27 protein-coding genes are annotated in these 24,962 nt (G+C 65.8%); 12 read left to right on the top strand and 15 right to left on the bottom strand.

Features of this window, described 5'->3' with window-relative positions:
• Positions 1 to 4 precede the first annotated feature (4 nt).
• The 3 genes from U0034_RS19075 (at position 5) to U0034_RS19065 (ending at position 2,451) form a co-directional block, all read left to right on the top strand.
• Positions 5 to 424 carry a MarR family winged helix-turn-helix transcriptional regulator gene (locus U0034_RS19075; protein WP_085229263.1) on the top strand — a complete coding sequence of 140 codons (420 nt, stop codon included), beginning with the start codon at positions 5 to 7 and terminating at the stop codon, positions 422 to 424.
• A 56-nt stretch (positions 425 to 480) separates the two neighbouring features.
• Positions 481 to 1,053 carry a TetR/AcrR family transcriptional regulator gene (locus U0034_RS19070; RefSeq protein WP_085229144.1) on the top strand — a complete coding sequence of 191 codons (573 nt, stop codon included), beginning with the start codon at positions 481 to 483 and terminating at the stop codon, positions 1,051 to 1,053.
• A gap of 213 nt (positions 1,054 to 1,266) precedes the next feature.
• Positions 1,267 to 2,451 carry an acetyl-CoA C-acyltransferase gene (locus tag U0034_RS19065; RefSeq protein ID WP_085229143.1) on the top strand — a complete coding sequence of 395 codons (1,185 nt, stop codon included), beginning with the start codon at positions 1,267 to 1,269 and terminating at the stop codon, positions 2,449 to 2,451.
• A gap of 83 nt (positions 2,452 to 2,534) precedes the next feature.
• On the opposite strand, the gene U0034_RS19060 is transcribed toward U0034_RS19065, so the two are convergent.
• From U0034_RS19060 to U0034_RS19035, 6 genes are all read right to left on the bottom strand, one after another.
• Positions 2,535 to 3,923, bottom strand: coding sequence for a replicative DNA helicase (locus U0034_RS19060; protein WP_085229142.1), 1,389 nt, complete (start codon positions 3,921 to 3,923; stop codon positions 2,535 to 2,537).
• Between the two features lie 128 nt (positions 3,924 to 4,051).
• On the bottom strand, positions 4,052 to 4,504 hold the full coding sequence (gene rplI, locus U0034_RS19055; protein WP_085229141.1) for a 50S ribosomal protein L9: 453 nt from the start codon (positions 4,502 to 4,504) through the stop codon (positions 4,052 to 4,054).
• Between the two features lie 27 nt (positions 4,505 to 4,531).
• Positions 4,532 to 4,807: a 30S ribosomal protein S18 gene (gene rpsR, locus U0034_RS19050; RefSeq protein WP_076785003.1), complete on the bottom strand. Its 276-nt coding sequence runs from the start codon at positions 4,805 to 4,807 to the stop codon at positions 4,532 to 4,534.
• A 2-nt stretch (positions 4,808 to 4,809) separates the two neighbouring features.
• The gene (gene priB / locus U0034_RS19045) at positions 4,810 to 5,109 is read right to left on the bottom strand and encodes a primosomal replication protein N (protein ID WP_085229140.1); all 300 of its coding nucleotides are present in this window, start codon (positions 5,107 to 5,109) and stop codon (positions 4,810 to 4,812) included.
• A 60-nt stretch (positions 5,110 to 5,169) separates the two neighbouring features.
• On the bottom strand, positions 5,170 to 5,544 hold the full coding sequence (rpsF, locus tag U0034_RS19040) for a 30S ribosomal protein S6 (protein WP_085229139.1): 375 nt from the start codon (positions 5,542 to 5,544) through the stop codon (positions 5,170 to 5,172).
• Positions 5,545 to 5,776: 232 nt separating this feature from the next.
• Complete coding sequence (locus U0034_RS19035) at positions 5,777 to 6,688, bottom strand: LysR family transcriptional regulator (RefSeq protein ID WP_085229138.1); 912 nt, start codon at positions 6,686 to 6,688, stop codon at positions 5,777 to 5,779.
• Positions 6,689 to 6,844: 156 nt separating this feature from the next.
• Between U0034_RS19035 and gcl the strand changes: the two genes are divergently transcribed.
• From gcl to U0034_RS19020, 3 genes are read left to right on the top strand one after another with little or no spacing between them, the layout of a single operon-like run.
• A complete protein-coding gene (gene gcl, locus U0034_RS19030) occupies positions 6,845 to 8,620 on the top strand; it encodes a glyoxylate carboligase (RefSeq protein WP_085229137.1) in 1,776 nt (591 codons plus the stop codon).
• A gap of 42 nt (positions 8,621 to 8,662) precedes the next feature.
• On the top strand, positions 8,663 to 9,445 hold the full coding sequence (hyi, locus tag U0034_RS19025) for a hydroxypyruvate isomerase (protein WP_085229136.1): 783 nt from the start codon (positions 8,663 to 8,665) through the stop codon (positions 9,443 to 9,445).
• Positions 9,446 to 9,504: 59 nt separating this feature from the next.
• A complete protein-coding gene (locus U0034_RS19020; protein WP_085229135.1) occupies positions 9,505 to 10,413 on the top strand; it encodes a 2-hydroxy-3-oxopropionate reductase in 909 nt (302 codons plus the stop codon).
• A gap of 411 nt (positions 10,414 to 10,824) precedes the next feature.
• Here the strand turns inward: U0034_RS19020 and U0034_RS19015 are convergent, their stop codons facing one another.
• The 6 genes from U0034_RS19015 to U0034_RS18990 form a co-directional block, all read right to left on the bottom strand.
• On the bottom strand, positions 10,825 to 11,847 hold the full coding sequence (locus U0034_RS19015; protein ID WP_085229262.1) for an asparaginase: 1,023 nt from the start codon (positions 11,845 to 11,847) through the stop codon (positions 10,825 to 10,827).
• A gap of 101 nt (positions 11,848 to 11,948) precedes the next feature.
• Positions 11,949 to 12,875 carry a CysB family HTH-type transcriptional regulator gene (locus U0034_RS19010; RefSeq protein ID WP_085229134.1) on the bottom strand — a complete coding sequence of 309 codons (927 nt, stop codon included), beginning with the start codon at positions 12,873 to 12,875 and terminating at the stop codon, positions 11,949 to 11,951.
• A gap of 46 nt (positions 12,876 to 12,921) precedes the next feature.
• Positions 12,922 to 13,995, bottom strand: coding sequence for a sulfate/molybdate ABC transporter ATP-binding protein (locus U0034_RS19005; RefSeq protein ID WP_085229133.1), 1,074 nt, complete (start codon positions 13,993 to 13,995; stop codon positions 12,922 to 12,924).
• A 10-nt stretch (positions 13,996 to 14,005) separates the two neighbouring features.
• Positions 14,006 to 14,950, bottom strand: a complete 945-nt coding sequence (gene cysW, locus U0034_RS19000; protein WP_085229132.1) for a sulfate ABC transporter permease subunit CysW — start codon at positions 14,948 to 14,950, stop codon at positions 14,006 to 14,008.
• Entirely contained in the window at positions 14,947 to 15,843 is an 897-nt protein-coding gene (gene cysT / locus U0034_RS18995; protein ID WP_085229131.1) for a sulfate ABC transporter permease subunit CysT, read from the bottom strand. The genes cysW and cysT overlap by 4 nt, the downstream gene beginning before the upstream one ends.
• 97 nt (positions 15,844 to 15,940) lie before the next feature.
• Positions 15,941 to 16,981 carry a sulfate ABC transporter substrate-binding protein gene (locus tag U0034_RS18990; RefSeq protein ID WP_085229130.1) on the bottom strand — a complete coding sequence of 347 codons (1,041 nt, stop codon included), beginning with the start codon at positions 16,979 to 16,981 and terminating at the stop codon, positions 15,941 to 15,943.
• Positions 16,982 to 17,175: 194 nt separating this feature from the next.
• Here U0034_RS18990 and lexA point away from each other — a divergent pair, with 194 nt between their 5' ends.
• The 3 genes from lexA (at position 17,176) to U0034_RS18975 (ending at position 18,925) form a co-directional block, all read left to right on the top strand.
• Positions 17,176 to 17,823 carry a transcriptional repressor LexA gene (gene lexA / locus U0034_RS18985; RefSeq protein ID WP_085229129.1) on the top strand — a complete coding sequence of 216 codons (648 nt, stop codon included), beginning with the start codon at positions 17,176 to 17,178 and terminating at the stop codon, positions 17,821 to 17,823.
• 16 nt (positions 17,824 to 17,839) lie between these two features.
• The gene (locus U0034_RS18980; protein ID WP_085229128.1) at positions 17,840 to 18,184 is read left to right on the top strand and encodes a hypothetical protein; all 345 of its coding nucleotides are present in this window, start codon (positions 17,840 to 17,842) and stop codon (positions 18,182 to 18,184) included.
• A 126-nt stretch (positions 18,185 to 18,310) separates the two neighbouring features.
• Entirely contained in the window at positions 18,311 to 18,925 is a 615-nt protein-coding gene (locus tag U0034_RS18975) for a DUF2939 domain-containing protein (RefSeq protein ID WP_244142504.1), read from the top strand.
• A gap of 16 nt (positions 18,926 to 18,941) precedes the next feature.
• Here the strand turns inward: U0034_RS18975 and U0034_RS18970 are convergent, their stop codons facing one another.
• Positions 18,942 to 19,439, bottom strand: a complete 498-nt coding sequence (locus tag U0034_RS18970; RefSeq protein WP_085229260.1) for a universal stress protein — start codon at positions 19,437 to 19,439, stop codon at positions 18,942 to 18,944.
• 195 nt (positions 19,440 to 19,634) lie between these two features.
• Here U0034_RS18970 and nodI point away from each other — a divergent pair, with 195 nt between their 5' ends.
• Both nodI and U0034_RS18960 read left to right on the top strand, forming a co-directional pair.
• Complete coding sequence (gene nodI, locus U0034_RS18965) at positions 19,635 to 20,549, top strand: nodulation factor ABC transporter ATP-binding protein NodI (protein ID WP_085229127.1); 915 nt, start codon at positions 19,635 to 19,637, stop codon at positions 20,547 to 20,549.
• Positions 20,550 to 20,625: 76 nt separating this feature from the next.
• A complete protein-coding gene (locus U0034_RS18960; RefSeq protein WP_085229126.1) occupies positions 20,626 to 21,417 on the top strand; it encodes an ABC transporter permease in 792 nt (263 codons plus the stop codon).
• 11 nt (positions 21,418 to 21,428) lie between these two features.
• On the opposite strand, the gene U0034_RS18955 is transcribed toward U0034_RS18960, so the two are convergent.
• Complete coding sequence (locus tag U0034_RS18955) at positions 21,429 to 22,643, bottom strand: MFS transporter (protein ID WP_085229125.1); 1,215 nt, start codon at positions 22,641 to 22,643, stop codon at positions 21,429 to 21,431.
• A gap of 8 nt (positions 22,644 to 22,651) precedes the next feature.
• Positions 22,652 to 23,638 (bottom strand): PRC-barrel domain-containing protein, encoded by a 987-nt coding sequence (locus tag U0034_RS18950; RefSeq protein ID WP_114717944.1) that lies wholly within the window; start codon positions 23,636 to 23,638, stop codon positions 22,652 to 22,654.
• A 258-nt stretch (positions 23,639 to 23,896) separates the two neighbouring features.
• On the opposite strand from U0034_RS18950, the gene U0034_RS18945 reads away from it, so the two are divergent.
• Complete coding sequence (locus tag U0034_RS18945) at positions 23,897 to 24,877, top strand: bifunctional enoyl-CoA hydratase/phosphate acetyltransferase (RefSeq protein ID WP_233211957.1); 981 nt, start codon at positions 23,897 to 23,899, stop codon at positions 24,875 to 24,877.
• Positions 24,878 to 24,962: the final 85 nt, after the last annotated feature.

The raw sequence follows: 24,962 nt of genomic DNA, 5'->3' as shown, positions 1-24,962 counted from the left end.
TCCGCTGAGATTGAACTGCCATTGCGGCACGCTGCGGCAAGCCGCGCGCGCGGTGACATCGTTGTACGATGCGCGGCTCGCGAAGCACGGAATCCGCATCACGCAGTTCACGATCCTGATGGCCCTGCGCGGTGGCGAAAAGCTATCGACCGGGTTGCTGTCGACGCTGCTGTTGCTCGACCAGACGACGTTGAGCCGCACGCTCGCCACGCTGCAAACACGCAAGCTCGTCAGCGCGCAAACCGCTGATGAAGACCGGAGAATGCGGCTTTGGAGCCTCACGCGCAAGGGCGGCACGCTACTCGAGGCTTGCCTGCCCGACTGGGAAGAGGCGCAAAAGGAACTCGCGCGCCGCATCGGCAAGCGCGACATCCAGGCGTTCGGCGATGAGGTTTATGCGGTCACCGAGGCGCTGGCCGGGTAAGCGGCGCGCTCGACGTTTCGGTCTCCCTCAAGGCTCTTTATCTTCATGGTGATGCCATGCGCTACGACTCCGACCATAAGGCCAAAACCCGCGAACGCATCGAAACGGTCGCGTCCGCCCGCTTTCGCCGCGAAGGAATCGACGCAGTCGGCATAGCGAGCCTGATGGAAAGCGCCGGGCTCACGCACGGCGGCTTCTACGCGCATTTCAAATCCAAGGATGCGCTCATCGCTGCCGCCGTTGCGCTGGGCTTCGAGCAAGCCGCGCAGCGCTTGCGCAATGGCATTGCGCGTCACCCAGGACGGTCGAAGCCCGTTGCCTTCGCCAAGGCCTATTTGAACGAGCACCACCGAAACGAACCCGATGCAGGCTGCGTCGCCGCGGCACTCGGTGCGGAGATCGGCCGCTGCGACGAGACGGTGCGGCGCGTATTCACCGAGCAGCTCGATGCGCTCATCCGAAGCGCGATGCCCGATGACGGCACGCCCGCCGAACGTCGCGACACAGCCCTGGCAACCGTCGCCCTCTCGGTCGGCGCGCTGCTGCTCGCACGCACGGTCGACGATCCCGCGCTCTCGAAGCAACTGCTGACGGCAGGCGTAAAGGCGGTCGACCGAATGGCCGGCTGACGCGCACGCATCACCACACCTACCTTCCCTCCTCTTCGCCGCCCGCCTTGGCACGACCCTGCCGCTGAACAAGCGCTACCCGGGCATTTGCATGACGATCGTCATCCAAAGCACCGTTGCGTAGTATGATGCGGCTGCAGCCTCAAATACATGCATACGCATTCAATATGCGGAATGCATTCCACTTCCCTTCCCTTCCCTTTGGAGCCTGCCATGTCCTCCGATCCAATCGTGATTCTCTCCGCGGCGCGCACGCCGGTTGGCCGCTATTTGGGCAATCTGTCGTCGAAGAGCGCTCCCGAGCTTGGCGCAACGGCCATTCGCGCGGCGGTCGAGCGCGCGGCCATCGATCCGTCGAGCGTTGAAGAAGCGTATGTGGGATGCGTGCTGTCCGCAGGGCTTGGACAGGCGCCCGCGCGGCAGGCGGTGATCGGCGCCGGGCTGCCGCGCTCGGTAGCCGCCGTGACCGTGAACAAGGTATGCGGATCGGGCATGCAGGCGATCCGCTACGCATTCGATGGGCTGTCCAACGGCAGCACGGAACTCGTCGTCGCCGGCGGCATGGAAAGCATGACGAACGCACCGTACCTCGCGCTGAAGGCGCGCACCGGCTATCGCAACGGTCATGCAACCTTCTACGACCACGTCGCCCTCGACGGTCTGGAAGATGCCTACGATCGTGGCCGCGCGATGGGCGAATTCGGCGAACAGTGCGCTCAGCACTATGACTTCACGCGCGCGGCGCAGGATACGTACGCGACCGAGTCGCTGCTGCGCGCGCAGCAAGCTCAACGCGACGGCCGCTTCGATTGGGAGATCGCCCCCGTGGAGGTGACAACGAAGCAAGGCACGAGCGCGATTGCCGCGGACGAACAGCCTCAGACCGTCGATGCGGCCAAGATCCCGAAGCTCAAGCCCTCGTTCAGCCCGACTGGCACGATTACGCCGGCGAGTTCGAGCCCGCTATCGGACGGCGCGGCGGCACTCGTGCTGACGCGCGCATCGGTCGCGAAGCGGCTCGGCAAGACGCCGCTCGCGGTGATTCACGCGCACAGCGTGCACGCGCAGGAGCCGGAGTGGTTCACGACCGCGCCCATCGGCGCATTGAAGAAGCTCTTCGCTCGCACGGGCTGGCAACCGGGCGATGTGGATTACTACGAGATCAACGAAGCGTTTGCGGTCGTGCCGATGGCGGTGATGCGCGAATTCGACGTGGCACGCGAGCGCATCAATGCGCATGGCGGCGCGTGCGCGATCGGTCACCCCATCGGCGCATCGGGCGCGCGGATCGTCGTTACGTTGCTCGGTGTGCTACGCGCGAACAACGCAAAACGAGGCGTCGCCAGCCTGTGCATCGGAGGGGGCGAAGCGACCGCAGTGGCAGTGGAACTGCTCTGACGGCCTGAGAGAGAATGGGCGCCGGCATGCATGGCGGCGCCCATCCGCAAGGGATGAGACCGCGCCCACGAGGGGCGTGGACCTTACTCCCCGCCGTAAAACGTCTGCGGGCCCGCAAAATTGTCGAACTTCGTGTATTGCCCGAGGAACGTGAGCCTCACGGGCCCGATCGGGCCGTTACGCTGCTTGCCGATGATGATCTCGGCCGTGCCCTTGTCCTGGCTGTCGGGGTTGTAGACCTCGTCCCGGTAAATGAAGAGGATGACGTCCGCGTCCTGCTCGATAGCGCCGGATTCTCGCAAGTCGGACATGACAGGACGCTTGTTCGGCCGCTGCTCGAGACTGCGGTTGAGCTGCGAAAGCGCGATCACCGGCACGTCGAGTTCTTTCGCCAAGCTTTTGAGCGAGCGCGAAATTTCCGAAATTTCGGTGGCACGGTTCTCGCCCTGCGAACTGCCCGACATCAGCTGGAGGTAATCGACGATGATGAGCCCGAGCTTGCCGCATTGCCGGGCGAGCCGGCGAGCGCGCGAGCGCAGCTCCATGGGGTTGAGGCCGCCAGTTTCGTCGATGAAAAGCTGCGCCTCGCTCATCTTCTGGACAGCGTGCGTCAGCTTCGGCCAATCTTCGTCGGTGAGCCGTCCCGTGCGCATGCGGTGCTGATCGAGGCGGCCGACCGAGCCCAGCATCCGCATGACGAGTTGCGTACCCGGCATTTCCATCGAAAAGACGGCCACGGGCAGGCCATACTCCACCGCAACGTACTCGCCGATGTTCATGGAGAATGCGGTTTTACCCATTGACGGGCGACCCGCGACGATGATGAGCTCACCGCCGTGCATGCCCGACGTCATGCGGTCGAGATCGGCGAAGCCGGTAGGCGTGCCCGTGACATCGCTCGGATTCGCCGTGTGGTAAAGCGTATCGATGCGCTCGACCACCTCGGTCAATAGCGGGCCGATCTCGAGAAAACCCTGCGTGCCGCGCGCGCCCTCTTCCGCGATCGAGAAAACCTTCGACTCGGCCTCGTCGAGCAGTTGCCGAACTTCCTTGCCTTGCGGATTGAAAGCATCGGCCGAGATTTCGTCCGCCACCGAGACGAGTCTGCGCAGCACCGCGCGATCGCGCACGATTTCCGCGTAACGCCGGATGTTGGCCGCGCTCGGCGTGTTCTGGGCAAGCGCATTCAGGTAGGCCAGGCCGCCCACGTCGTCCGCCTTGCCGGACGTCGTCAGCGCCTCATAGACCGTGACGACGTCGGCCGGCCGCGTGCCGGCGATGAGGCGCCCGATGTGCTCGTAGATGACGCGATGGTCGTAGCGATAGAAGTCGCTGGCGGCGAGGAAATCCGCGATGCGATCCCACGCCGCATTGTCCAGCAAGAGGCCGCCCAGCACCGATTGCTCGGCTTCGATCGAATGCGGCGGTACTTTCAGCGACTCGAGCTGAGGGTCTTTGGACGGTGCGTTCATGGGGTGGAATTATCGCGAATTGGCCGGCCATTAGCCAGCGACGCGCACATGAAAAAAGGCAGGAACCGGAAACCCGGCTCCTGCCCTCGTTCGGACCGCGCCGCGGGCTGTACGCCCGCTGTTCGATGTCAGGCGTGCTCGCCGAGCACCGACACCGTGACGTCGACGGTCACGTCCGTGTGCAGCGAAACCTGCACCGGATAGTCGCCCACGACCTTGAGCGGGCCCGACGGCATGCGAACCTGGGCCTTCTCGACCGCGAAGCCTTGCTTCGTGAGCGTTTCCGCCACATCAGCGTTGGTCACCGAGCCGAACAGACGGCCGTCGACGCCGGCTTTCTGAGCGATCTGGACCGTCAGACCCGACATCTTCTCGCCCAGCGCCTGTGCGGCGGCGAACTTCTCGGCAGCGGCCTTCTCGAGCTCGGCACGGCGCACTTCGAATTCGGCGATCGCGTCCTTCGTGGCACGACGGGCGAGCTTTTGCGGAATCAGGAAATTACGGGCGTAGCCGTCCTTGACCTTGACGATGTCGCCGAGGTTGCCCACGTTGACGACTTTTTCCAAAAGAATGATTTGCATTCGGATTCTCCTTGTTGCGTCGTCTGATTAGGCCTTGTGCAGATCGGTGTACGGCAGCAGCGCGAGGAAGCGCGCGCGCTTGATGGCCGTATCGAGCTGGCGTTGATAGTGGGCCTTCGTACCCGTCAGACGAGCCGGCGTGATCTTGCCGTTTTCGCCGATGAAGTCCTTCAGCGTTTCGATGTCCTTGTAGTCGATGTACTCGACGCCGGCAGCCGTGAAGCGGCAAAACTTCTTGCGCTTGAAGAGCGGGTTCTGTTGCTGACGACGCTTGTCGAATTTCTTACCGGTGGGGCGGGCCATGTTCAGTCCTTTCCAATGTCCTGCAATTCTGTGATGTGAAACACCAAGGTCTTCGCGTTGCGGCTCTTTTTCGCGAGAAAGCCGGTGAAAAGCGCATCCACGCCCATCTCACAGCTTTCGAGCTTGCCGCTCACCGTACCGGCCGCCAGCGCGGGAATCGTCAGTTCGACTTGCCGGACGATGCCGGCTTCGACGACTTCCGCGCGGTGATGCAACGTGCAGCTGGCGATCGGCACACCCGCGGGCGTGTAGCGCAGCGGTTCGCGCTCGACGACGCTCGCCAGCAGTTGCAGCCTGTTCACGGCAGCGGCTGAAATACGGAGTACGCGGTTTGACCTCGGCGGCTCTAAACGTAAATACCGTTAAGCCTGCGCTTCGGACGGCTGCGATGCAGCCGCCTTCTTGGCTTCTTCGCGCTGCACTTCCTTCATCATCGGCGAAGGGCCGGTTTCGGCCTTCTTCATCTTGACGATGAGGTGACGCAGAACGGCGTCGTTGAACTTGAATGCGTGCTCGAGCTCTTCGAGCGTCGCCTGATCGCATTCGATGTTCATGCAGACGTAGTGAGCCTTCGCGAGTTTCTCGATCATGTAGGCCAGTTGGCGACGGCCCCAGTCTTCGATGCGGTGGATCTGACCGCTGCGGGCGGTGATCGTGGATTTGTACCGCTCGATCATCGCGGGCACCTGCTCGCTTTGGTCGGGGTGCACGACGAAGACGATTTCGTAATGACGCATATTCACTCCTTTTGGATTGAAGCCACCCGGGCGTCGATGGTCAGCAGCAACCAACCGGTGTGGCAAGTGAGAAGCCGGAAATTGTAACCCAGTCCGGCTGCGCGCGCAATTCAGCGCCGCCCCCCAACTCTCCTTGCCCCCTGACCGGCCCGACGATGGCCCGCCGGGCCGGTGTGGTACGGGCGGCAAAGGGTGGGTGGCAAAGGGTGGTAGCGGCTGCAAGGGAGCGGGATCAGGTCGCCCCGCCCCAGTATCCCGGTTTGGCGTAAACCGCTTTCAGGTAGTCGATGAAGTATCGGACCTTGGCCGGGACGTACCGCTGTTGGGGATAGACGGCGAGGATGTCGTAATCGGGCAGCGCGAATTCGTCGAGCACCGTCTCGAGCTCGCCGCGCGCGAGCTGCTCGGCAATCTCCCAGGTCGAGCGCCAGCCGAGGCCGAGCCCTTCCGACACCCAGCGGTGCAGCAGTTCGCCGTCGTTGCAATCGAGCGTGCCCGTTACGCGAACCGTCGCAAGCTTGCCATTACGGCGAAAGTACCAGCCCCTGTTCTGGCCCCCTTGCAGATTGAAAGCGAGGCAGTTGTGCGCGGGCAGCTCGTCGAGCGCGCGCGGGCGCCCGTGCCTGGCGAAGTACGCGGGCGTGCCGCACACGACGCGCCGGTTCGTGGCGAGTTTCACGGCAACGAAACTCGGATCGACCGCGCCGCCGATCCGGATCGAAAGATCGTAGCCCTCGCGAACGAGATCGACGACACGATCGGTCAGATTGAACGACACCCTCAGATCGGGCTTATCCGCCATGAACGCCGGAGCGAGCGGCGCCACGTGCTTGCGGCCAAACGCAGCCGGCGCGGAAACGATCAGGTGCCCTCCCACCGCGCGGCGGCCGGCCGCGAGCTCGTTTTCGGCCTGATCCCACTCGGCGAGCAGCCCCCTGCAGCGCTCCAGAAACGCAGCGCCGTCCTCGCTTACGACCAGACGGCGCGTGGAGCGGTACATCAGCTTCACCCCGAGGCGCTTTTCGAGCGCATCGATGCGCCGCCCGAGCACCACGGGCGAGACGCCTTCCTCAAGCGCAGCAGCCGCCAGGCTGCCGGCATCGGCCACGCGCACGAACGTTTCGATCTGCTTGAAGCGGTCCATCGCCGGTCTCCTTGTGCGCGGCGCCCGGATGCTCGCGCCATTCAATACTTTTTGTATCGGATCTATCAACCGGAAGCGATCTTATCAAACCTTTGCCGGACTTCTACAGTGCTTCCAATCGAAGAACGCATTGTCATTTCAGGACAGGAGACACCCATGCCGAAAATGAGAGCCGTCGACGCAGCCGTACTCGTACTCGAGAAAGAAGGCATCGACACGGCCTTCGGCGTGCCGGGCGCCGCGATCAATCCGTTTTATTCGGCGATGAAAAAAGCCGGCGGCATCAGCCATGTCCTCGCCCGGCATGTCGAAGGCGCCTCCCACATGGCAGAGGGCTATACCCGAGCCGCTCCGGGCAATATCGGCGTATGCATCGGCACTTCGGGCCCCGCCGGTACCGACATGATTACCGGCCTCTACTCGGCCTCGGCCGACTCGATTCCGATCCTCGCCATCACCGGCCAAGCACCGCGCGCGCGGCTCTACAAGGAGGACTTCCAGGCTGTCGACATCGAGTCCATCGCGAAGCCCGTGACGAAGTGGGCCGTGACCGTGCGCGAGCCCGCCCTCGTGCCGCGCGTGTTCCAGCAGGCGTTTCACCTCATGCGCTCCGGCAGGCCGGGGCCTGTGCTCGTCGATCTGCCGCTCGACGTCCAACTGGCCGAAATCGAGTTCGACATCGATACCTACGAGCCGCTGCCCATCTACAAGCCGCGCGCATCGCGCGCCCAGATAGAGGCCGCGCTCGCCATGCTCAACGACGCCGAGCGCCCGCTCATCGTCTCGGGCGGCGGCGTACTCAACGCCGCGGCGGAGGATCTGCTGGTAGCCTTCGCCGAAACGCTCGGCGTGCCCGTGATCCCCACGCTCATGTCGTGGGGTGCCATCCCCGACGATCACCCGCTCATGGCGGGCATGGTCGGGCTGCAGACGTCGCATCGCTACGGCAACGCCACGATGCTCGCATCCGACTTCGTACTCGGCATCGGCAACCGCTGGGCGAACCGGCACACAGGCAGCATCGAGGTCTATACGAAGGGGCGCAGGTTCGTGCACGTCGATATCGAGCCGACTCAGATCGGCCGGGTGTTCGGGCCCGATCTCGGGATCGTCTCGGACGCGAAGGCCGCGCTCGAGCTCTTCGTGGAAGTGGCACGCGAGTGGAAAGCGCAGGGCCGGCTCAAGGATCGCGGCGAGTGGGTGGCAGCCTGCCAGGCGCGCAAGCGCACGCTGCACCGCAAGACGCACTTCGAGAACGTGCCGATCAAGCCTCAGCGCGTCTACGAGGAAATGAACAAGGTATTCGGCCGGGATACCTGCTATGTAAGCACGATCGGCCTTTCGCAGATCGCCGGGGCGCAGTTCCTGCACGTGTACAAGGCGCGCAACTGGATCAACTGCGGGCAGGCCGGCCCGCTCGGCTGGACGATCCCCGCCGCGTTGGGCGTGCGCGCCGCGGATCCGCAACGGCCGATCGTCGCGCTCTCGGGCGACTACGACTTCCAGTTCATGATCGAGGAACTCGCCGTTGGAGCCCAGTTCAACCTGCCCTACGTGCACGTGGTGGTCAACAACTCGTACCTGGGGCTCATCCGGCAGGCACAGCGCGCCTTCGAGATGGACTATTGCGTGCAGCTCGCGTTCGAGAACATCAACGCACCCGAAGTAAACGGCTATGGCGTCGATCATGTTGCCGTGGCGCTCGGCCTCGGCTGCAAGGCGCTGCGCGTGTTCCGGCCCGAGGAAATCGCCCCGGCGCTCGAAAAAGCGCAGGCGATGGCCGCCGAGCACAAGGTTCCGATCGTGGTCGAGGTCATCCTCGAGCGCGTGACGAACATCGCGATGGGTGCGGAGATCGACGCAATCAACGAATTCGAGCCGCTCGCCGAAAACGCAGAGGATGCGCCGACCACCATTTCGGCGTTCGACTGACCGAACGCCCATTCCCCTGACCGACCGAAGAGACAAGCCGCCATGCCAAAGTTCGCAGCCAATCTGACGATGCTGTTCAATGAAGTGCCGTTTCTCGAGCGCTTCGCCGCCGCCTCGCGAGCCGGCTTCGATGCCGTCGAGTTCCTGTTTCCCTACCCCTACCCGGCTGCCGAGCTTGTCGAGCGGCTGTCGACGAACGGTCTGCGGCTCGTGCTGCACAACCTGCCCGCAGGCAACTGGGAAGGCGGCGAGCGCGGCATCGCATGCCTGCCTGACCGGGTGGGTGAGTTCCAGGACGGTGTGGGCCGCGCCATCGAGTACGCCAAAGCCCTCGGGGTGCCTCGACTCAATTGCCTCGTCGGCATTCGGCCGGCCGGCGTCGACCCCGATCGCGCGCGCACGACGATAGTCGAGAATCTGCGCTTTGCCGCGGCGGCGCTAAAACGCGAAGGGGTCCGGTTGCTCGTCGAGCCCTGCAACACTTATGACATTCCCGGCTTCGCGCTGAACCGCTCGACAGACGCGCTCGACGTGATTGCCGCCGTGGACTCGGACAATCTGTTTCTGCAGTACGACATCTATCACATGCAGCGTATGGAGGGCGAACTCGCGGCCACTATCGAGCGCAACCTTGCGCGCATCGGCCATATCCAGTTGGCCGACAACCCGGGACGGCACGAGCCCGGCACGGGCGAAATCCATTACCCGTTCCTGTTCGCCCTGCTCGATCGGCTCGGATACGCCGGCTACGTCGGCTGCGAGTACAAGCCGCGCACGACGACGGTCGAAGGCCTCGGCTGGCTCCGCACGCTCGGCGCACAGTAGGCGGCGCGCAGCTCGTCTCGCCCCCCATTCCTTTGCAACCCCAGACGGACACAATCAACATGGCAACGATCGGCTTCATCGGACTCGGTATCATGGGCTCGCACATGGCCCGCAACCTCCTCAAGGGCGGCCACACGCTCGTCGTCAACGGCAAGTACCCGGTACCTGAAGACCTGCACACGCGCACGACCGTGCTCGCCGACTCCACCGCTGTCGCGGCCGCCTCGGAGATCGTCATATCGATGGTGCCGGACACGCCCGATGTCGAAAACGTGCTCTTCGCCGCAGACGGCATCGCCCACGGCCTCTCGGCCGGCAAGCTCGTCATCGACATGAGCTCCATCTCGCCGCTGGAGACGCAGGCGTTCGCCAGGCGCATCAATGCACTCGGCTGCGACTACCTCGACGCGCCGGTCTCCGGCGGGGAGGTCGGCGCGCGCGACGCCACGCTAACGATCATGGTGGGCGGCCCACAGGCCGCCTTCGAGCGCGCCAAGTCGCTTTTCGATCTGATGGGCAAGAACGTCTCGCTGATCGGCGACAACGGCGCCGGCCAGACCTGCAAGGTCGCCAACCAGATCATCGTCGCGCTCAATATCGAGGCGGTTGCCGAAGCGCTGCTCTTCGCGGCGCGCTCGGGGGCCGATCCTGAGCGCGTACGCCGCGCGCTGATGGGCGGCTTCGCGTCCTCGCGCATTCTCGAAGTCCACGGCGAACGGATGACGAAGCGCACCTTCAAGCCCGGGTTTCGCATCGAGCTGCACCGCAAGGATCTGAACCTTGCACTCGACGGCGCCCGCAAGCTCGGCATCGCGCTACCGAACACGGCGAGCGCCCAGCAGTTGTTCAGCGTGTGCGCGGCGCACGACGGTAGCGGCTGGGATCACTCGGCGCTCGTGCGCGCACTCGAAATCATGGCCGGGTTCGAGATCGCCCAGTCGGAGAACAACGCGGCGCTCGCAGCCTGATGCGTTCTGCCGGCCGATCGGCCGGCAAGGCGCGACCGGCAACGAGAATGGAGGAAGACATGGCCGCCGGCCTTGCCCGGCGGCCGCTCGAGGGGGGCTCCGCCCGGCCGCCCACGCCGCCCGCAAGGACGGTGGTGGGCACCGGGCGGGCACAAAAACCGCTTTCCGGCCCGAAGGCGGTTGGTTGGGTCCGCCAGCGGCACCCGACGTCGACGGGGAAGCCTTGGTCGGTCAGACGTCGTCGTCGGGTGTTCGCCTGTCGGAAACCTGGGTGCGAGGCAAGCCTTTCGCCCATTGGCGCCGCCGCACACCGCACCCACCTGGATGCTCCGGCCGTGGCCCGTCCCCCGGCCCAGCGTGCCTCCCGGCGAAGAATCGACGAACGGCCCGGCCGCCCGCAGCCCACACCCGTCAGTACGTATCGAAGGCCAGTTGCAGCACGGCGCGCCCGGTCATCCCCGCCGCCAGCGCCAGCATCAGCAGCACGCGCGCTTTGTAGGGGTTGAGCGAGCCCGCGCTCACGAACCCGAGCGCGTCGTCGGGCGCGGCGCCATTGCGCATGACATGGCCCGAGCCGACGCGTGAGGCGCGCACGACGGCGATTCCCTGCTGCACCGCGTCGCCGAGCGCCGCCTGCACGGACGCATGGATCGAGCCGTTGCCCGTGCCGGCGACGACGATGCCGTTCACGCGCGCGGCGACGAGCGCATCCACCGCCAAGCGCGACGCGCCGGCATAGCTCGGCACGACCTCGACGCCCGGCCATGTGTCGCCAACGGCGAACGGCGTGGCCGCCGTGTGCGGGCGCACGACGCTGCGCTGAAACTCGACGCGCCCATCCTGCACCCATCCCAATGCGCCGACCTCGGGCGATTGGAACGCGTCGACGGCGTAGGTGCTCGTCTTCACGATGTCGCGTGCGCTGTGGATCCGGTTGTTGAATGCGACGAGCACGCCTTGCCCGTGTGCGGCGCGATGGGCGGCGACGGTCACGGCGCCGAGCAGATTCAGCGGGCCATCGGCCGACAGCGCCGACGACGGGCGCATGGCGGCCGTCAGCACGACGGGCTTGGCCGTCTTCACCGTCAGATGCAGCAGATAGGCGGTTTCCTCGAGCGTATCGGTGCCGTGCGTGACGACGATGCCATCCACATCGTCGCGCGCCGCGAGTTCGTCGATACGCCGCGCGAGGGTGGTCCAGAGCGCCGCATCGAGATCCTTGCTGTCGATGCTGGCCACTTGTTCGGCGCTGACGTCGGCCACGGCGGCCAGCGCCGGCACGGCGGCCAGCAGCTTGTCGACGCCGACGACGCCGGCCTGATAGCCGGCCGTGCGTGCGGCATCCGCGGCGGAGCCGGCGATCGTGCCACCGGTGGCGAGCACGGCGACGCGCGCACGCGGGGAAGAGGAAGCGGGAATGGCAGTGGTATTCATGGCCGCCATTCTATACGTGGCAAGCATCGCTTCGGCATACCGCGTTGCACCTCCGTGGCGACAACCGCCCGGGGCGGCTCGCCCGGCCGGTGCCCGGGCGGTCACGCCGCCTCGCGCAGCCGGCCGGTGATGTCCGTGCCGGCGAGCTGCGGCGCGAACATCTCGATGAGCCGGTAGGCGTAGGCGCGCAGGATCGCGCCCTTGCGCAGACCCACGCGCGTCGTGCTCGCCTCGAACAGGTGCTGCGAGTCGAGGGCGACGAGCCCGGAGTCGCGCCTGGCGTCGTAGGCCATCGCTGCGACGATGCCCACGCCCATGCCGAGTTCCACATAGGTCTTGATGACATCGGCATCGATGGCCGTCAGAACGACATCGGGCAGGCGGCCTGTCTTCGCGAAGGCTTCGTCGATGTGCGAGCGGCCCGTGAAATCGCGCTCGTAGGTGATGATCGGATATTCGGCGACATCCTCGAGCGCCACATTCGCGTGGCCGACGAGCGGATGCTGCTGCGGCACGACGACGATGTGATGCCACGAATAGCAGGGAAACGTCACGATGTCGGGGTAGCGGTCGAGCGCCTCGGTGGAGATCGCGATATCGGCCTCGCCTTCGACGAGCATCTGCGCGATCTGCCGGGGGTTGCCCTGACGCAGCGCGAGGTGGACCTTCGGAAATACTTCCCTGAACTCGCGGATGACCGAAGGCAGCGCATAGCGCGCCTGCGTATGGGTTGTGGCCACGACGAGGTGGCCCGTGTCCTCGTCGGCATACTGGCGCGCCACGCGGCGCAGGTTCTCGGCGTCGAGCAGCATGCGCTCGATGAGCCGGTGCACGGCCTTGCCGGGCTCGGTGAGGCCCGTGAGCCGCTTGCCGCGCCGCACGAAAATATCGACCCCGAGCTCGTCCTCGAGGTCCTTGATCTGCTTGGATACGCCCGATTGCGACGCATACAGCACATTGGCGACTTCGGTCAGGTTCAGGTTGCGGCGCACCGCTTCGCGCACATAGCGCAGTTGCTGGAAGTTCATTCGGACCTCGTCATTTCAATGAATACCGCCGCGCATCGCCGCGCCTTCAGCTCGCTTCGAATACGCGCATCGAGCGCGGCACGACGGTGACCCGATCGCCTTCGGCAAGCTCGAGCGAACGCCACGCTTCGCGCGCGAGCTCGGCTTCGAGCATCCCCGTATCCGCCGCCAACTCCACGCGCACCGACGCGCCGCGTGCGAGCACGCGCCGCACATCGGCCGCCACGCCGTCGGCGCGCGCCGCGTCGCCCGGATGCAGTTCGAGCTCGTGTGGGCGCACATAAGCGACAGTCGGCCCCGAGGCAGCCGTGCCGGCGCCCGTGACAGCGTCGCTCGCAAGCGGCGCCCGCGCGCCGTCGACGACGAAACCGTGCGGCGCGATCGTGCCCGGCACGCGGTTCGCCGCGCCCAGAAAGTCGTAGACGAACGGTGTCAACGGGCGCTCGTAGACCTCGTCCGGCGCGCCTTGCTGCTCGATGCGACCCCGGTTGAGCACGACGATGCGGTCGGCCACGTCCAGCGCCTCTTCCTGGTCGTGCGTGACGAAGATCGTCGTGATCGCGAGTTCGTCGTGCAGCCGCCGCAACCAGCCGCGCAGTTCCTTGCGCACCTTGGCGTCGAGCGCACCGAACGGCTCGTCGAGCAGCAGCACCGACGGTTCGACGGCCAGCGCGCGCGCCAGCGCAACACGCTGCCGCTGGCCCCCCGAGAGCTCGGCCGGATAGCGTTCACCCAGATGTCCGAGCTGAACGAGCGCGAGCAGCTCGCGCACCCTCGCCCGGATCGCCGAATCCGATGGCCGCATGCGGCGCGGCTTCACGCGCAGACCGAAGGCCACGTTTTCGAACACGGTCATATGGCGAAAAAGCGCGTAGTGCTGGAAGACGAACCCGACCTGGCGCTCGCGCGCGTCGAGCCCGCTCACGTCCCGCCCGTTCAGGACGATTTCACCGGCATCGGCCGCCTCGAGGCCCGCGATGACGCGCAAAAGCGTCGTCTTGCCGCAACCCGACGGCCCGATCAGCGCGGCGAGCTCTCCGCGCTCGAACTGGAGCGATACACCATCGAGCGCGGTGAATGCGCCGAATCGTTTTTGCACATTGCGAACAGTGATGCCCATGCTGGACCTCTTATAGGTGAGACGCCGTGCCTGCCGCCGCGAGGCGGCGTTCGGCAATCAGCTTGACGGCGAGCGTGGCGAGCGCGATCAATGCCAGCAGCGATGCGACCGCGAACGCGGCGGCGAAGTTGTAGTCGTTGTAAAGCACCTCGACATGCAACGGCATCGTGTTGGTCATGCCGCGGATATGCCCGGATACCACCGAGACGGCGCCGAACTCGCCCATCGCGCGGGCGTTGCATAGGATGACGCCGTAAAGCAGCCCCCACTTCACGTTGGGCAGCGTGACGCGCCGCCAGATCTGCCAGCCCGAGGCCCCGAGCACGCGCGCGGCCTCCTCCTCGTCCTTGCCTTGCGCCTGCATCAGCGGAACGAGTTCGCGCGCGACGAACGGAAACGTCACGAAAACAGTGGCGAGAACGATCCCCGGAACGGCAAAAACGATTTGCAGATCATGCGCGGCAAGCCACGGGCCAAACCATCCTTGTGCGCCGAAGAGCAGGACGTAGACCACGCCCGAGATCACCGGCGACACGGAAAACGGCAGATCGATCAGCGTCGTCAGCAGCGCCTTGCCGCGAAACTCGAACTTCGCGATGGCCCACGACGCCGCCATGCCGAACACGAGGTTGAGCGGCACCGCGATCGCGGCGACCGCCAGCGTCAGCGCAATGGCCGCACGCGCGTCGGGCTCCGCCAGCGCGTCGAAATAATAGGCGATGCCTTTACTCAACGCCTCGGCGAAGACGGCCGCGAGCGGCACGACGAGAAAAAGCGCGAGAAAAGCCAGCGCCGCCGCGGTGAGCGTCCACCGCACGGCGCGCGCCGCCTTTTTCCGTCGCACCGCGGGCACGCGCGCGGATACTGCCGCATGAAGTGCGTGGCCGCCCGCGGCCGCATGCAATGCGGGCGTCTTTTCTCGGGTGGGCTGCCCTGCCACGGCGAAGCGCGTCATTGGGCACCGCCTTGCCACTCGGCGGCCACCCTTGCCCGCCTGTTCCGCAGCGTACGCGCGCCGCTCGTGCGCCGCTGCCAGTGCCATTGAATCGCGTTGATCGCGAAGAGCATGAAAAACGACGCAACGAGCATCGCCGCGGCGAGCGCGGTCGCGCCCGCGTAGTCATACTGCTCCAGCTTGGTGATGATCAGCAGCGAAGTCACTTCGGATCTCATGGGGATATTGCCCGCGATGAAGATGACGGACCCGTATTCGCCGAGCGCGCGCGCAAAGGCAAGCGCGACACCGGTGAGGAGTGCCGGCGCGAGCGCCGGCAGCACGACGCGCGAAAAGGCCTGCCAGCGCGACGCGCCGAGGCAGGCGGCCGCCTCCTCCTGCGCGCGCTCGAAATCCTGCAGCACGGGCTCGACAGTGCGTACGACGAATGGCAGGCCAATGAACGTCAGTGCGACGAGCACGCCGAGCGGCGTGAATGCCACCTTGACGCCGAGCGGTGCCAACAGGGCGCCGATCCAGCCGTGCTCGGCATACACGGCCGCGAGCGAGATGCCGGCTACTGCCGTGGGCAGGGCGAACGGAAGATCGACGATCGCATCCACGATGCGCTTGCCCGGAAATGGATAGCGCACGAGCACCCAGGCCACGAGCAGCCCGAACACGCCGTTGACGAGCGCCGCAAGCGCCGCGGCCCCGAACGTGAGCCGATAGGAGGCGAGCACGCGCGGCGCCGCGATCGCCGCGAAGAATTGGGCTGCGTCGAGCGTTGCGGCCTTGAGGAACGCCGACGCGAGCGGTACGAGGACAACGAGGCTCAAATAAGTCACCGTGAGCCCCAGCGTCATGCCGAAGCCCGGCAGGCGGCCGGGCCGGCGAAAAGCGAACGTGGTCATGCTTGGCTCGTCTGTCTTTTGCGGGTGGTTGCGCGTGGATGCATGTTGTCGGCCGTTCTCCGCTTGCGCGGGGCGGCTCCCGGCCGTCCGCGCGCCTTCAGTGCGGCTGGTAGATCGAATCGAAGACGCCGCCGTCGGCGAAGTGCGTCTTTTGCGCCTTGGCCCAGCCGCCGAAGGTATCGTCGACCGTATAAAGCTTCAGCTTCGGAAACTGGGCGGTGAGGTCGGCGGGCAGGTTCGTCGCGCGCGGCCGATAGAAGTTGCGCGCGGCGATGCGCTGCCCTTCGTCGGTATAAAGGAAGCGCAAATAAGCATCGGCGAGCTTGCGTGTGCCGCGCTTGTCGACCACACGGTCGACAACCGCAACGGGCGGCTCGGCCAGAATGCTAGCCGAAGGCACGACGATCTCGAATTTGTCGGAACCGAATTCTTTGCGCGCCAGGAACGCTTCGTTTTCCCAGGCGATGAGGACGTCGCCCAGCCCGCGCTGCACGAAGCTCGTCGTGGCGCCGCGCGCGCCCGAGTCGAGCACGCCCGCGTTGCGATAGAGCTGCGTGACGAACGCCTTCGCGCTGTTCTCGTTGCCGCCAGGCTGCTTCAGGGCATAGGCCCAGGCCGCCAGATAGTTCCAGCGCGCGCCGCCCGAAGTCTTGGGGTTCGGCGTGACGATCGACACGCCGGGTTTGACGAGATCGTCCCAATCCTTGATCTGCTTCGGGTTGCCGTGGCGCACAAGAAAGACGATCGTCGACGTGTAGGGCGAGGCGTTGTCCGGAAGCCGCTTTTGCCAGTCGTGCGCGATCAGCCCGCGCTGCGCGAGCGCGTCGATGTCATAGGCCAGCGCAAGCGTGACGACGTCGGCCTGCAGCCCGTCGAGCACGGAGCGCGCCTGCGCGCCCGAGCCGCCGTGCGACTGCCGGATCGAGAGCGACTGCCCCGTCTGCAGCTTCCACTGCGCCGCAAAAGCTTTGTCGATGTCCTGATAGAGCTCGCGCGTCGGGTCGTACGAAACGTTCAGCAGCGTGCTTTCATCGGCGGCCGCGATGCCGGGCCCGAGCAGCATCGCCGCGGCGCCCGCGACGAGCGCCGCGAACAAACGCCGGCGTGCGCCGGACCGACCGGATCCCCGTTGCTTCATTCGACTTCTCCTTGCCGCGTAGGCCTTCGTTATGTATTCGGCAAGTCTATCGGCGGGGTCTTATGATCGAAACGAATGATTCCTTATTTTTTTATACGAATTTCTGCTAAGGGCGCGGGGGTCGCAACGTTTACTTGAAATCCGGCCGATACTGTATAAAAATACAGCCACCTGTTCATTCATACAGTGGCGCCATGACAAAACTGACAGCACGGCAGCAGCAGGTCTATGACTTGATCCGCGAATCGATCGAGCACAGCGGCTTCCCGCCCACCCGGGCGGAGATCGCCGCCGCGCTGGGCTTCAGTTCGGCGAACTCGGCAGAGGAACATCTGCGCGCGCTCGCGCGCAAAGGCGTGATCGAGCTCGCAGCCGGCGCGTCGCGCGGCATCCGGCTGCTCGCTCCGGACGACATGCCGCGGCAGCTCACGCTGCCGCATGCGGCAATCATGCAGTTGTCGCTTCCGCTCGTGGGTCGCGTGGCAGCCGGAAGCCCGATCCTTGCGCAGGAGCACATTTCGCAACATTACGCCTGCGATCCCGCGCTCTTTACCAGCAAGCCCGACTACCTGCTGCAGGTGCGCGGTCTCTCGATGCGCGATGCGGGCATTCTCGATGGCGACCTGCTCGCCGTGCAAAAGCGCACCGAAGCGAAAGACGGCCAGATCATCGTCGCCCGTCTGGGCGACGACGTCACCGTAAAGCGCCTGAAGCGTCGCCCTGACGGCATCGAGCTTGTCGCTGAAAACCCCGATTACGAAAACATCTTCGTGAAAGCCGGCAGCGGCGACTTCGCGCTGGAAGGGATCGCGGTCGGCCTCATTCGCCCAACCGAATTCTGAACCGCAGGGAGACGCCATGAATCGCCTCGCTCGCCTCATGCCATTTCGCCATTTCGGCCGGCTGCGCCACTTGCGCGGCCTCGTGCCATGCCCTCCGCTCGATTCGCTCGAGCCTGCTGGTGCATCCGGATTTTCCGCGCCCGGCGCTACGGTCAACGCCCAGTTGGCTGCAATGCCTGCTTTCGCGCGCGTCTCGTTGAACAGCGCCGTGCATGCCGAGCCTTCGCGTCGCGCGCCCGTCCGCGTCTATCATGGGCCGTCACGCGTCATCCTGGTCGGCAGCATCGATGCGGTTTGCCGGATGATCGACCGCTGCATCGACGAGGAGCGGGCCGGCCTCCGTGCCGCCCAACTCGGGTAACGACAACGACTACGGGATCGTTTCGCCCGGCAGGTGGTCCATTCGAGTTCCATCGATCCATTCGTTGAATCAATGAACAACGACCAACCTCGCTACACCCGCCCTGCGCGCCGCATGCCCCGCCGCATGCCCCTGATCGCCGCGCTTGTGCTCGCCCTGCTCGTCGTATTCGGGATAGCCGCCTACAGCTATGCATCCCCCTATCTCGTACTTGACCGCCTCAAGCGGGCGGCTGACGCGCGCGACGCCGAGACGGTCAGTCGGTACGTCGATTACCCGTCCTTGCGCACGAGCCTGAAGCAACAGGTCACCGATCTGCTCGCACGGAGGATAGAAACGCAAAAGCGCGAGCACCCCTTCGCGGCATTGGGTGCGCTTGTGGGCATTGCGCTGATCGGTCCGCTCGTCGACGCCTATGCCACCCCCGATGGCGTGGCTGCGTTGCTCAACGGCATCCCGCCCCATGGCGATCCTGGCGAGGCGCCACCCCCGCCTGGCCAGGGCGGGGACGTCACTGCCGGCGGCAATCCTCCCGCGCAAGGCGAAAATGCGGCGCCAGGGCAAAGTACGGTAACGCCGGAACCGAAGCCGCCGCGCGCGTCAGCAGGCTATCGGAGTATCGATACTTTCGCGGTCACGTATCGTCGGGACGACCAGAGCGAGCCGTACAGCGTGCTCTTCCAGCGCAGCGGCTGGTTCGATTGGAAGCTGGCCGCGGTTGACCTCGGCCGGCGCAATTAAGACCGTACCGCACTGTCTAGCTCTCGGTCCCTGCACCAGCCTGCGCGACGGGCTGCCTGACCGGCTCTTGCTCATGCGCCGTGGAAACCGCAACGAGAATGCTGCAGGAAACGCGGTCGAGCAACGGCGTATTGCCCGCGCCCATCCACCATCGCGACAAGCCGCTGCGCGCACGGTGCCCCACCACGACGAGATCGACCTCGAGTTCCTCGGCCAGACGGGCAATCTCGTCGATCGGATGCCCGAACGCAAAATGCCCCTGTGCGCACACGCCGCGCTCCGTCAACCAGTCCACGCCCTCTTGCAGAATTTCACGCGCGGCTTCCTCGAAACGGCCGCAAGCGACATCGGTCAACAGCCCGGCGCTTTGCGCGATGCTCGTGCGCATATCGACCACCGAGAGCAGATGCGCCTCGGCCTTGAGATCGAGTGCGAGATCGGCGCCGCAGCGCAATGCCTTGCGACCCTCGCGCGTGCCGTCGTAACAAAGCAGAATCTTTTTATAGCTCGCCATGCTGGCCTCCCTGTCCGCACCACCGCAGACGTACGTTTGAATCATGGTGCGCCGCAATCGCAGTTGCAAGAGATGGAAAACGCCTAGTCCGACGATTCGCCGCATCGCACGTGCAGATCGGCAATCGCGCCGAACTGCACTAGAATGAGGCGCCCATTTTTCCTGGCGTCGGCCGGTCCGCTGCCGCATCGTCCCATGTCGAATCACGCAATCGAATTCACCCATGTCGAGAAGCGCTACGGCGGGAAAACCGTCGTCGACCAATTGTCGTTCCACGTAGGCACCGGCGAATGCTTCGGCCTGCTCGGGCCCAACGGCGCAGGCAAGACGACCACGCTGCGCATGCTGCTCGGTATCGCCGAGCCCGATGCGGGCGCAATTTCGCTCGGCGGCCAGGCAATTCCGCGGTACGCGCGCATTGCGCGCCAGCGCGTCGGCGTCGTCCCGCAATTCGACAACCTCGATCCCGATTTCACCGTGCGCGAGAATCTGCTCGTCTTCGGGCGCTATTTCGGCCTGTCGGCGAGCAAGACGCGCGCCATGGTCGAACCGCTCCTCGAATTCGCCCGCCTCGAAAGCAAAGCCGATGCACGCGTGGCCGAGCTTTCGGGGGGCATGAAGCGGCGTCTCACGCTCGCGCGCGCTTTGGTCAACGACCCTGACGTGCTGATTCTCGACGAGCCGACCACCGGCCTCGACCCGCAAGCACGTCACCTCATATGGGAACGGCTGCGCTCGCTGATCGCGCGCGGCAAGACCATTCTGCTCACCACGCATTTCATGGAGGAGGCCGAGCGGCTGTGCGACCGCCTTTGCATTATCGAGGAAGGGCGCAAGATCGCAGAGGGTTCGCCCGATGAGTTGATCGCGTCCGAGATCGGCTGCGATGTCATCGAAGTGTATGGCGCCGAGCCGGCCGCGCTGCGCGACGAGCTGGCCCCATTCGCGGCACGCACCGAGATCAGCGGCGAGACGCTTTTTTGCTACGTCGAAGATGCACAGCCCGTCAATGCGCGTCTCGCCGGCCGCCCGGGTTTGCGCTACCTGCACCGCCCGGCCAATCTCGAAGACGTATTCCTGCGGCTCACCGGCCGCGAAATGCAGGACTGAACCGTCACGCGCCCGCCTCGATACCATGGAAACCTCTTCATATTCGCCTCGTGACAACCGGCACGGCCCGCTTCCGATGCATACGCCCGGTCCCCGCCTCGCGCTGCCTGCAAACGCTACCAACTGGTTATCGGTGTGGCGCCGCAACTATCTGGTCTGGCGCAAGCTCGCCCTCGCCTCGATGTTCGGCAATCTCGCCGATCCGATGATCTACCTGTTCGGCCTCGGCTTCGGTCTCGGGCTGATGGTGGGGGAAGTCGACGGCGTACCCTATATCGCTTTTCTGGCCGCGGGCACAGTGGCCTCGAGCGTCATGATGTCGGCCAGCTTCGAATCGATGTACTCGGGCTTCTCGCGCATGCACGTGCAGCGAACCTGGGAAGCGATCATGCATACGCCGTTGACGCTCGGCGATATCGTCCTCGGAGAGATCGCCTGGGCAGCAAGCAAGGCCGTGCTTTCCGGCGCGGCGATCATGCTCGTGGCCGGGGTGCTCGGCTACGCGAACTTCCCGTCGATGCTCGCCGCCCTGCCCGTCGTCGCCCTCTCGGGGCTTGCGTTTGCAAGCCTGGCGATGATCGTGACCGCGCTCGCCCCGTCCTACGACTTCTTCATGTTCTATCAAACGCTCGTGATCACGCCAATGCTGCTGCTCTCGGGCGTGTTCTTTCCGCTCACCCAGTTGCCGATGCCGGTGCGCCACGCCGCGCAAGCATTGCCGCTCGCACATGCCGTCGAGTTGATCCGGGCGGCAATGCTCGGCCGGCCGATGACGGGAGCGCTCGTCGATGTGGCCGTGCTCGCCGCTTACGTGGTGGTTCCGTTTCTCGTGTGCGCCGCGCTCTTTCGCCGCCGGATGATGCGCTGAAGCCGCGCCGCTCAGGCGGACGGCGCCGGCGTGCTCGCCGGCGTTTCGTCCGCATCGCGCGTTTCCGGCAGTGCAGCCCACACGAGCAGTACGGCCATCGCCCCGGCCGCCGCGAGGCACAAAAAGCTGGCAGTGTTGCCGAAGTGGTCGGCGATGAAACCGGCCACGAGCGTCGAGAGTGTCGCGCCGATACCGGCTGTGAGTCCGAAGAGCCCGATACATAGGTTGTAGTGGCCCTTGCCCCCCGCCACATCGGCTGCGATCAGCGGCAGCATGACGCCGAAAACCGCGGCACTGATCCCATCGAAAAGCTGCACCGGTACCAGCAGGTACGGGCTCGACACGCCGGCGAACAACAGCGCGCGCACGGGCAGCGCCGCGAATCCGAACAACAGCAGCGGGCGCCGGCCCCAGCGCTCGGCCGAGCGGCCGACCCAGGGCGAAAGCGCGGCGACGACCATCTGCGGCACGATGATGCATGCCGCGATCACGAGTTGGACGTTGTCGCTCATGTGCGTCGTCACTTCGCCCGCCGCGAGATTCAGCATGGCGGCATTGGACAGGTGGAACAGTGCAATGCATGCGGAAAAAATGAGCACGCGCCTGTCGCGCAGCAACTCGCTCATGCTGGAGCGCCTGACCGGTTCCGCGCTGGCGTTGCTCACCGCAATGCGTCCGGTGTGCTCGATCATCGACAAGGCGACGAGCGCCGGCACCGTCAGCCCGGCGGTCAGCCAGAACACCGCACGCGCCGACGAATACTCGCCGAAGAGGCCCATCAGAGCGGCGGCCACGGCGCTGCCAATGGAAGCATAGGTGGCATTGCGCCCGAGCCGGTTGCCGAGCGCATGACGGCCGACGAGCGCGAACGAGATCGCCGCGATGGCCGGTGTCAGCATGCAGCTGGCAAACCCATGGAAGACCTCCGCCGCGATTACGGGTACGAGCGTCGGACTCGCGGCAAGCAGCAGCGCGCAGGCCGCAATGGCCAGAATGGCCGCGGCCGCGGCCGCTTTCTTGTTGCGCAACGCGTCAATCAGCGCGCCGGCCGGCACCTGGCTCAACATGGCCGTGGCGGTGCCCACGCTAAGCGCTATGCCGATTTCCCCTTGCGTCCATTTGTTGGATGTCAGATACGAGGCGATGAACGGCCCGAAGCCCGTCTGGACGTTGGCGAGAAAGAAGTTCAGCCAGTCGAGCGCACGAAGACTGCGAATGGTTGCCATCTGTACCGTCACCGTGCTTGAGGCGCCGCGGGCGTCGCCGGCTGCCTGGGCGGCACGAAGGGCGATACCGCGCGTACCGGCTGATCGGGCTCGAACGCCGGCGCCGCCTGGATCTGGGCATCGGTCAGATCGGTGCGCACGGTCAGGCCGTCGCTCTTCGGCACGAATCTCAGCGCGGACCAGTCGGCCGCGATGCGGCGCCGATCGTGAATGAGGCTGCCGACGTCGACCACGGCGGCCTGCGGCAGCGCATGGTTGTCGATGAGCACGTCGGTAACGCGACCAACGCGCGAGCCGTCGGGGCGCTCGACCGTCACGTCGATGAGCCCCGTCAGCCCCGGTGCGTCATTGCCGCCCGCAACGCGGGCTGCCTTCTTGCCCAACGCCCCGGCCGCCGGCGGCTGCCCCGGCGCCACGCCGAGCGTGACCGAGGCTTTTTGCGGCGTCATGTTGAACGCGAACGCGCTCCAGGGGAAACGGACCTTGCGATCGCCGATGCCCATGAACCCGCTGAGATTGACGAGCATTTCGGTTGGTTTTCCATTCCGGTCGACGAGCACATCGATCGCGCGGCCGATGACCTTGCCGTCGGGACGCTGAACGCGAGCGTCCAGCAGGCCGCGCGTATCGTTGGACAGCAAGCGCGAGGCCACGATCGGCGGCGGAACGACCGGCGCTGGCGGCGGCGGAGTTTCAGCCGCGGCCTTCGGCGGCGGCGGCGGGCGCCGATGCACGGGCTTCGGCGGTGCGCGTCTCGCCTCCTGCGGCTCGTGCAGCGGCGCGGTGACGATAACCGATCCCAAAGCTTCCGACGAAGGCTGCGGCGGTATCTGGAGTTCGGCGTCGAGCAGCTCCGCCGGCGTGGGCCCGGAGGCCGCCGCGGGCCGCCTCGGACCGAAGAGCGTGCCGCAACCGGCCAGCATCGCAAGCATCGCAAGCATCGCCATCACCAGGATGCCCCGGGCCACATCACGACGGGAGAGTCCGCCACGCATCGATCGCTACTCCTTCTTTCCTTGGGTTTCTCTCATTGCGGCATGCGCCGCGCATGCGCTCGCGCGGCACGGCGCGGGGCTCCATTCTAGCGGCACCCGCACGCTCGGAGCCGCTCGATTGACCTCGATCAACGCGCGGCACGGGCAATCGGCGGATAGTGAGCGCCATCGGGTTTGTCCACGCGAAAGCCGTCCATTGCCATGCGTTCGCGCCTGGACGAGCCCCCTACATCCCGTTCCCGCTCTTTCCATCGGCCTATGAAACCAGTCGAAAAGCACGCACTCGATGCGGCCGACGCCGGCTCCGCAGGCGTCACACGCCCGGTGCGCCGACTCTACGATCACCTGATCGGCATGGCGCACGGGCTCGAGGCGATCCGGACCGCCGTGGTCTATCCGGTCGACGTGCCCTCGCTCGCCGGGGCGATCGAGGCCGGCGCCGCAGGGCTCATCGTCCCCGTGCTCGTCGGCCCGGAAGCGAAGATCCGCGCCGCCGCGCGCGAGGCAGGCATCGACCTGGCACCATACGAAATCGTTACGGCCGAGCACGACGACGATGCCGCGGCCGTGGCTGTAGCCATGGCGCGCGCCCGGCGCGTTCAGGCGCTCATGAAAGGCGCGTTGCACACGGACGTGCTCATGCGGGCCGTCGTCGATCGGGATCGCGGCTTGCGTACAGCACGCCGCATCAGCCATGTCTTCGCGATCGACGTGCCACACTACGCCCGGCCGCTTTTCATTACCGACGCCGCCATCAACGTACGCCCGACGCTCGGCGAGAAGCGCGACATCGTTCAGAACGCGATCGATCTCGCGACGTTGCTCGGCATCGAAGAGCCGCGCGTGGCCGTCCTGTCGGCCGTCGAAACGGTGACCGAGACGCTGCCCGCCACGATCGATGCGGCGGCGCTCTGCAAGATGGCCGAGCGTGGCCAGATACGAGGCGGCATCGTCGATGGCCCCCTCGCCTTCGACAACGCGATCTCCGCCGACGCCGCGCACGCGAAAGGCATCCGCTCGCCCGTCGCGGGCGCGTCCGACATTCTGGTGGTGCCGGACCTCGAAGCGGGCAACATGGTGGCGAAGGAGCTCGAATACCTGGCCGATGCGCGGATTGCCGGAATCGTGGTGGGCGCGCGCGTGCCGATCGTATTGACAAGCCGTGCCGACGGCACGCTGGCTCGCCTGACCTCGTGCGCGATCGCGCTGCTGCTCGCCCATGCCGCGACCGGTACCTAGGCGCCGCGCCCGCCGGGCGTGCGCCGGGCCCATCGAGAGACGGGCATTGCGGTAAAATGGCCCATCCCGTTTTTCTTTGCGCATC

Origin of the sequence: Trinickia caryophylli (genome assembly GCF_034424545.1) — a bacterium.
Lineage (GTDB): Bacteria > Pseudomonadota > Gammaproteobacteria > Burkholderiales > Burkholderiaceae > Trinickia > Trinickia caryophylli.
The sequence above is the reverse complement of the archived record's forward strand: the minus strand, read 5'-3'. Positions and strand labels throughout refer to the sequence as shown.

Excerpts from the sequence above, each read along its gene's own strand:
- U0034_RS19070 (WP_085229144.1), top strand. The coding sequence starts at position 481 with ATGCGCTACGACTCCGACCATAAGGCCAAAACCCGCGAACGCATCGAA.
- U0034_RS19065 (WP_085229143.1), top strand. The coding sequence starts at position 1,267 with ATGTCCTCCGATCCAATCGTGATTCTCTCCGCGGCGCGCACGCCGGTT.
- U0034_RS19060 (WP_085229142.1), bottom strand. The coding sequence starts at position 3,923 with ATGAACGCACCGTCCAAAGACCCTCAGCTCGAGTCGCTGAAAGTACCG.
- rplI (WP_085229141.1), bottom strand. The coding sequence starts at position 4,504 with ATGCAAATCATTCTTTTGGAAAAAGTCGTCAACGTGGGCAACCTCGGC.
- rpsR (WP_076785003.1), bottom strand. The coding sequence starts at position 4,807 with ATGGCCCGCCCCACCGGTAAGAAATTCGACAAGCGTCGTCAGCAACAG.
- rpsF (WP_085229139.1), bottom strand. The coding sequence starts at position 5,544 with ATGCGTCATTACGAAATCGTCTTCGTCGTGCACCCCGACCAAAGCGAG.
- U0034_RS19035 (WP_085229138.1), bottom strand. The coding sequence starts at position 6,688 with ATGGACCGCTTCAAGCAGATCGAAACGTTCGTGCGCGTGGCCGATGCC.
- gcl (WP_085229137.1), top strand. The coding sequence starts at position 6,845 with ATGCCGAAAATGAGAGCCGTCGACGCAGCCGTACTCGTACTCGAGAAA.
- hyi (WP_085229136.1), top strand. The coding sequence starts at position 8,663 with ATGCCAAAGTTCGCAGCCAATCTGACGATGCTGTTCAATGAAGTGCCG.
- U0034_RS19020 (WP_085229135.1), top strand. The coding sequence starts at position 9,505 with ATGGCAACGATCGGCTTCATCGGACTCGGTATCATGGGCTCGCACATG.
- U0034_RS19015 (WP_085229262.1), bottom strand. The coding sequence starts at position 11,847 with ATGAATACCACTGCCATTCCCGCTTCCTCTTCCCCGCGTGCGCGCGTC.
- U0034_RS19010 (WP_085229134.1), bottom strand. The coding sequence starts at position 12,875 with ATGAACTTCCAGCAACTGCGCTATGTGCGCGAAGCGGTGCGCCGCAAC.
- U0034_RS19005 (WP_085229133.1), bottom strand. The coding sequence starts at position 13,995 with ATGGGCATCACTGTTCGCAATGTGCAAAAACGATTCGGCGCATTCACC.
- cysW (WP_085229132.1), bottom strand. The coding sequence starts at position 14,950 with ATGACGCGCTTCGCCGTGGCAGGGCAGCCCACCCGAGAAAAGACGCCC.
- cysT (WP_085229131.1), bottom strand. The coding sequence starts at position 15,843 with ATGACCACGTTCGCTTTTCGCCGGCCCGGCCGCCTGCCGGGCTTCGGC.
- U0034_RS18990 (WP_085229130.1), bottom strand. The coding sequence starts at position 16,981 with ATGAAGCAACGGGGATCCGGTCGGTCCGGCGCACGCCGGCGTTTGTTC.
- lexA (WP_085229129.1), top strand. The coding sequence starts at position 17,176 with ATGACAAAACTGACAGCACGGCAGCAGCAGGTCTATGACTTGATCCGC.
- U0034_RS18980 (WP_085229128.1), top strand. The coding sequence starts at position 17,840 with ATGAATCGCCTCGCTCGCCTCATGCCATTTCGCCATTTCGGCCGGCTG.
- U0034_RS18975 (WP_244142504.1), top strand. The coding sequence starts at position 18,311 with ATGCCCCTGATCGCCGCGCTTGTGCTCGCCCTGCTCGTCGTATTCGGG.
- U0034_RS18970 (WP_085229260.1), bottom strand. The coding sequence starts at position 19,439 with ATGGCGAGCTATAAAAAGATTCTGCTTTGTTACGACGGCACGCGCGAG.
- nodI (WP_085229127.1), top strand. The coding sequence starts at position 19,635 with ATGTCGAATCACGCAATCGAATTCACCCATGTCGAGAAGCGCTACGGC.
- U0034_RS18960 (WP_085229126.1), top strand. The coding sequence starts at position 20,626 with ATGCATACGCCCGGTCCCCGCCTCGCGCTGCCTGCAAACGCTACCAAC.
- U0034_RS18955 (WP_085229125.1), bottom strand. The coding sequence starts at position 22,643 with ATGGCAACCATTCGCAGTCTTCGTGCGCTCGACTGGCTGAACTTCTTT.
- U0034_RS18950 (WP_114717944.1), bottom strand. The coding sequence starts at position 23,638 with ATGCGTGGCGGACTCTCCCGTCGTGATGTGGCCCGGGGCATCCTGGTG.
- U0034_RS18945 (WP_233211957.1), top strand. The coding sequence starts at position 23,897 with ATGAAACCAGTCGAAAAGCACGCACTCGATGCGGCCGACGCCGGCTCC.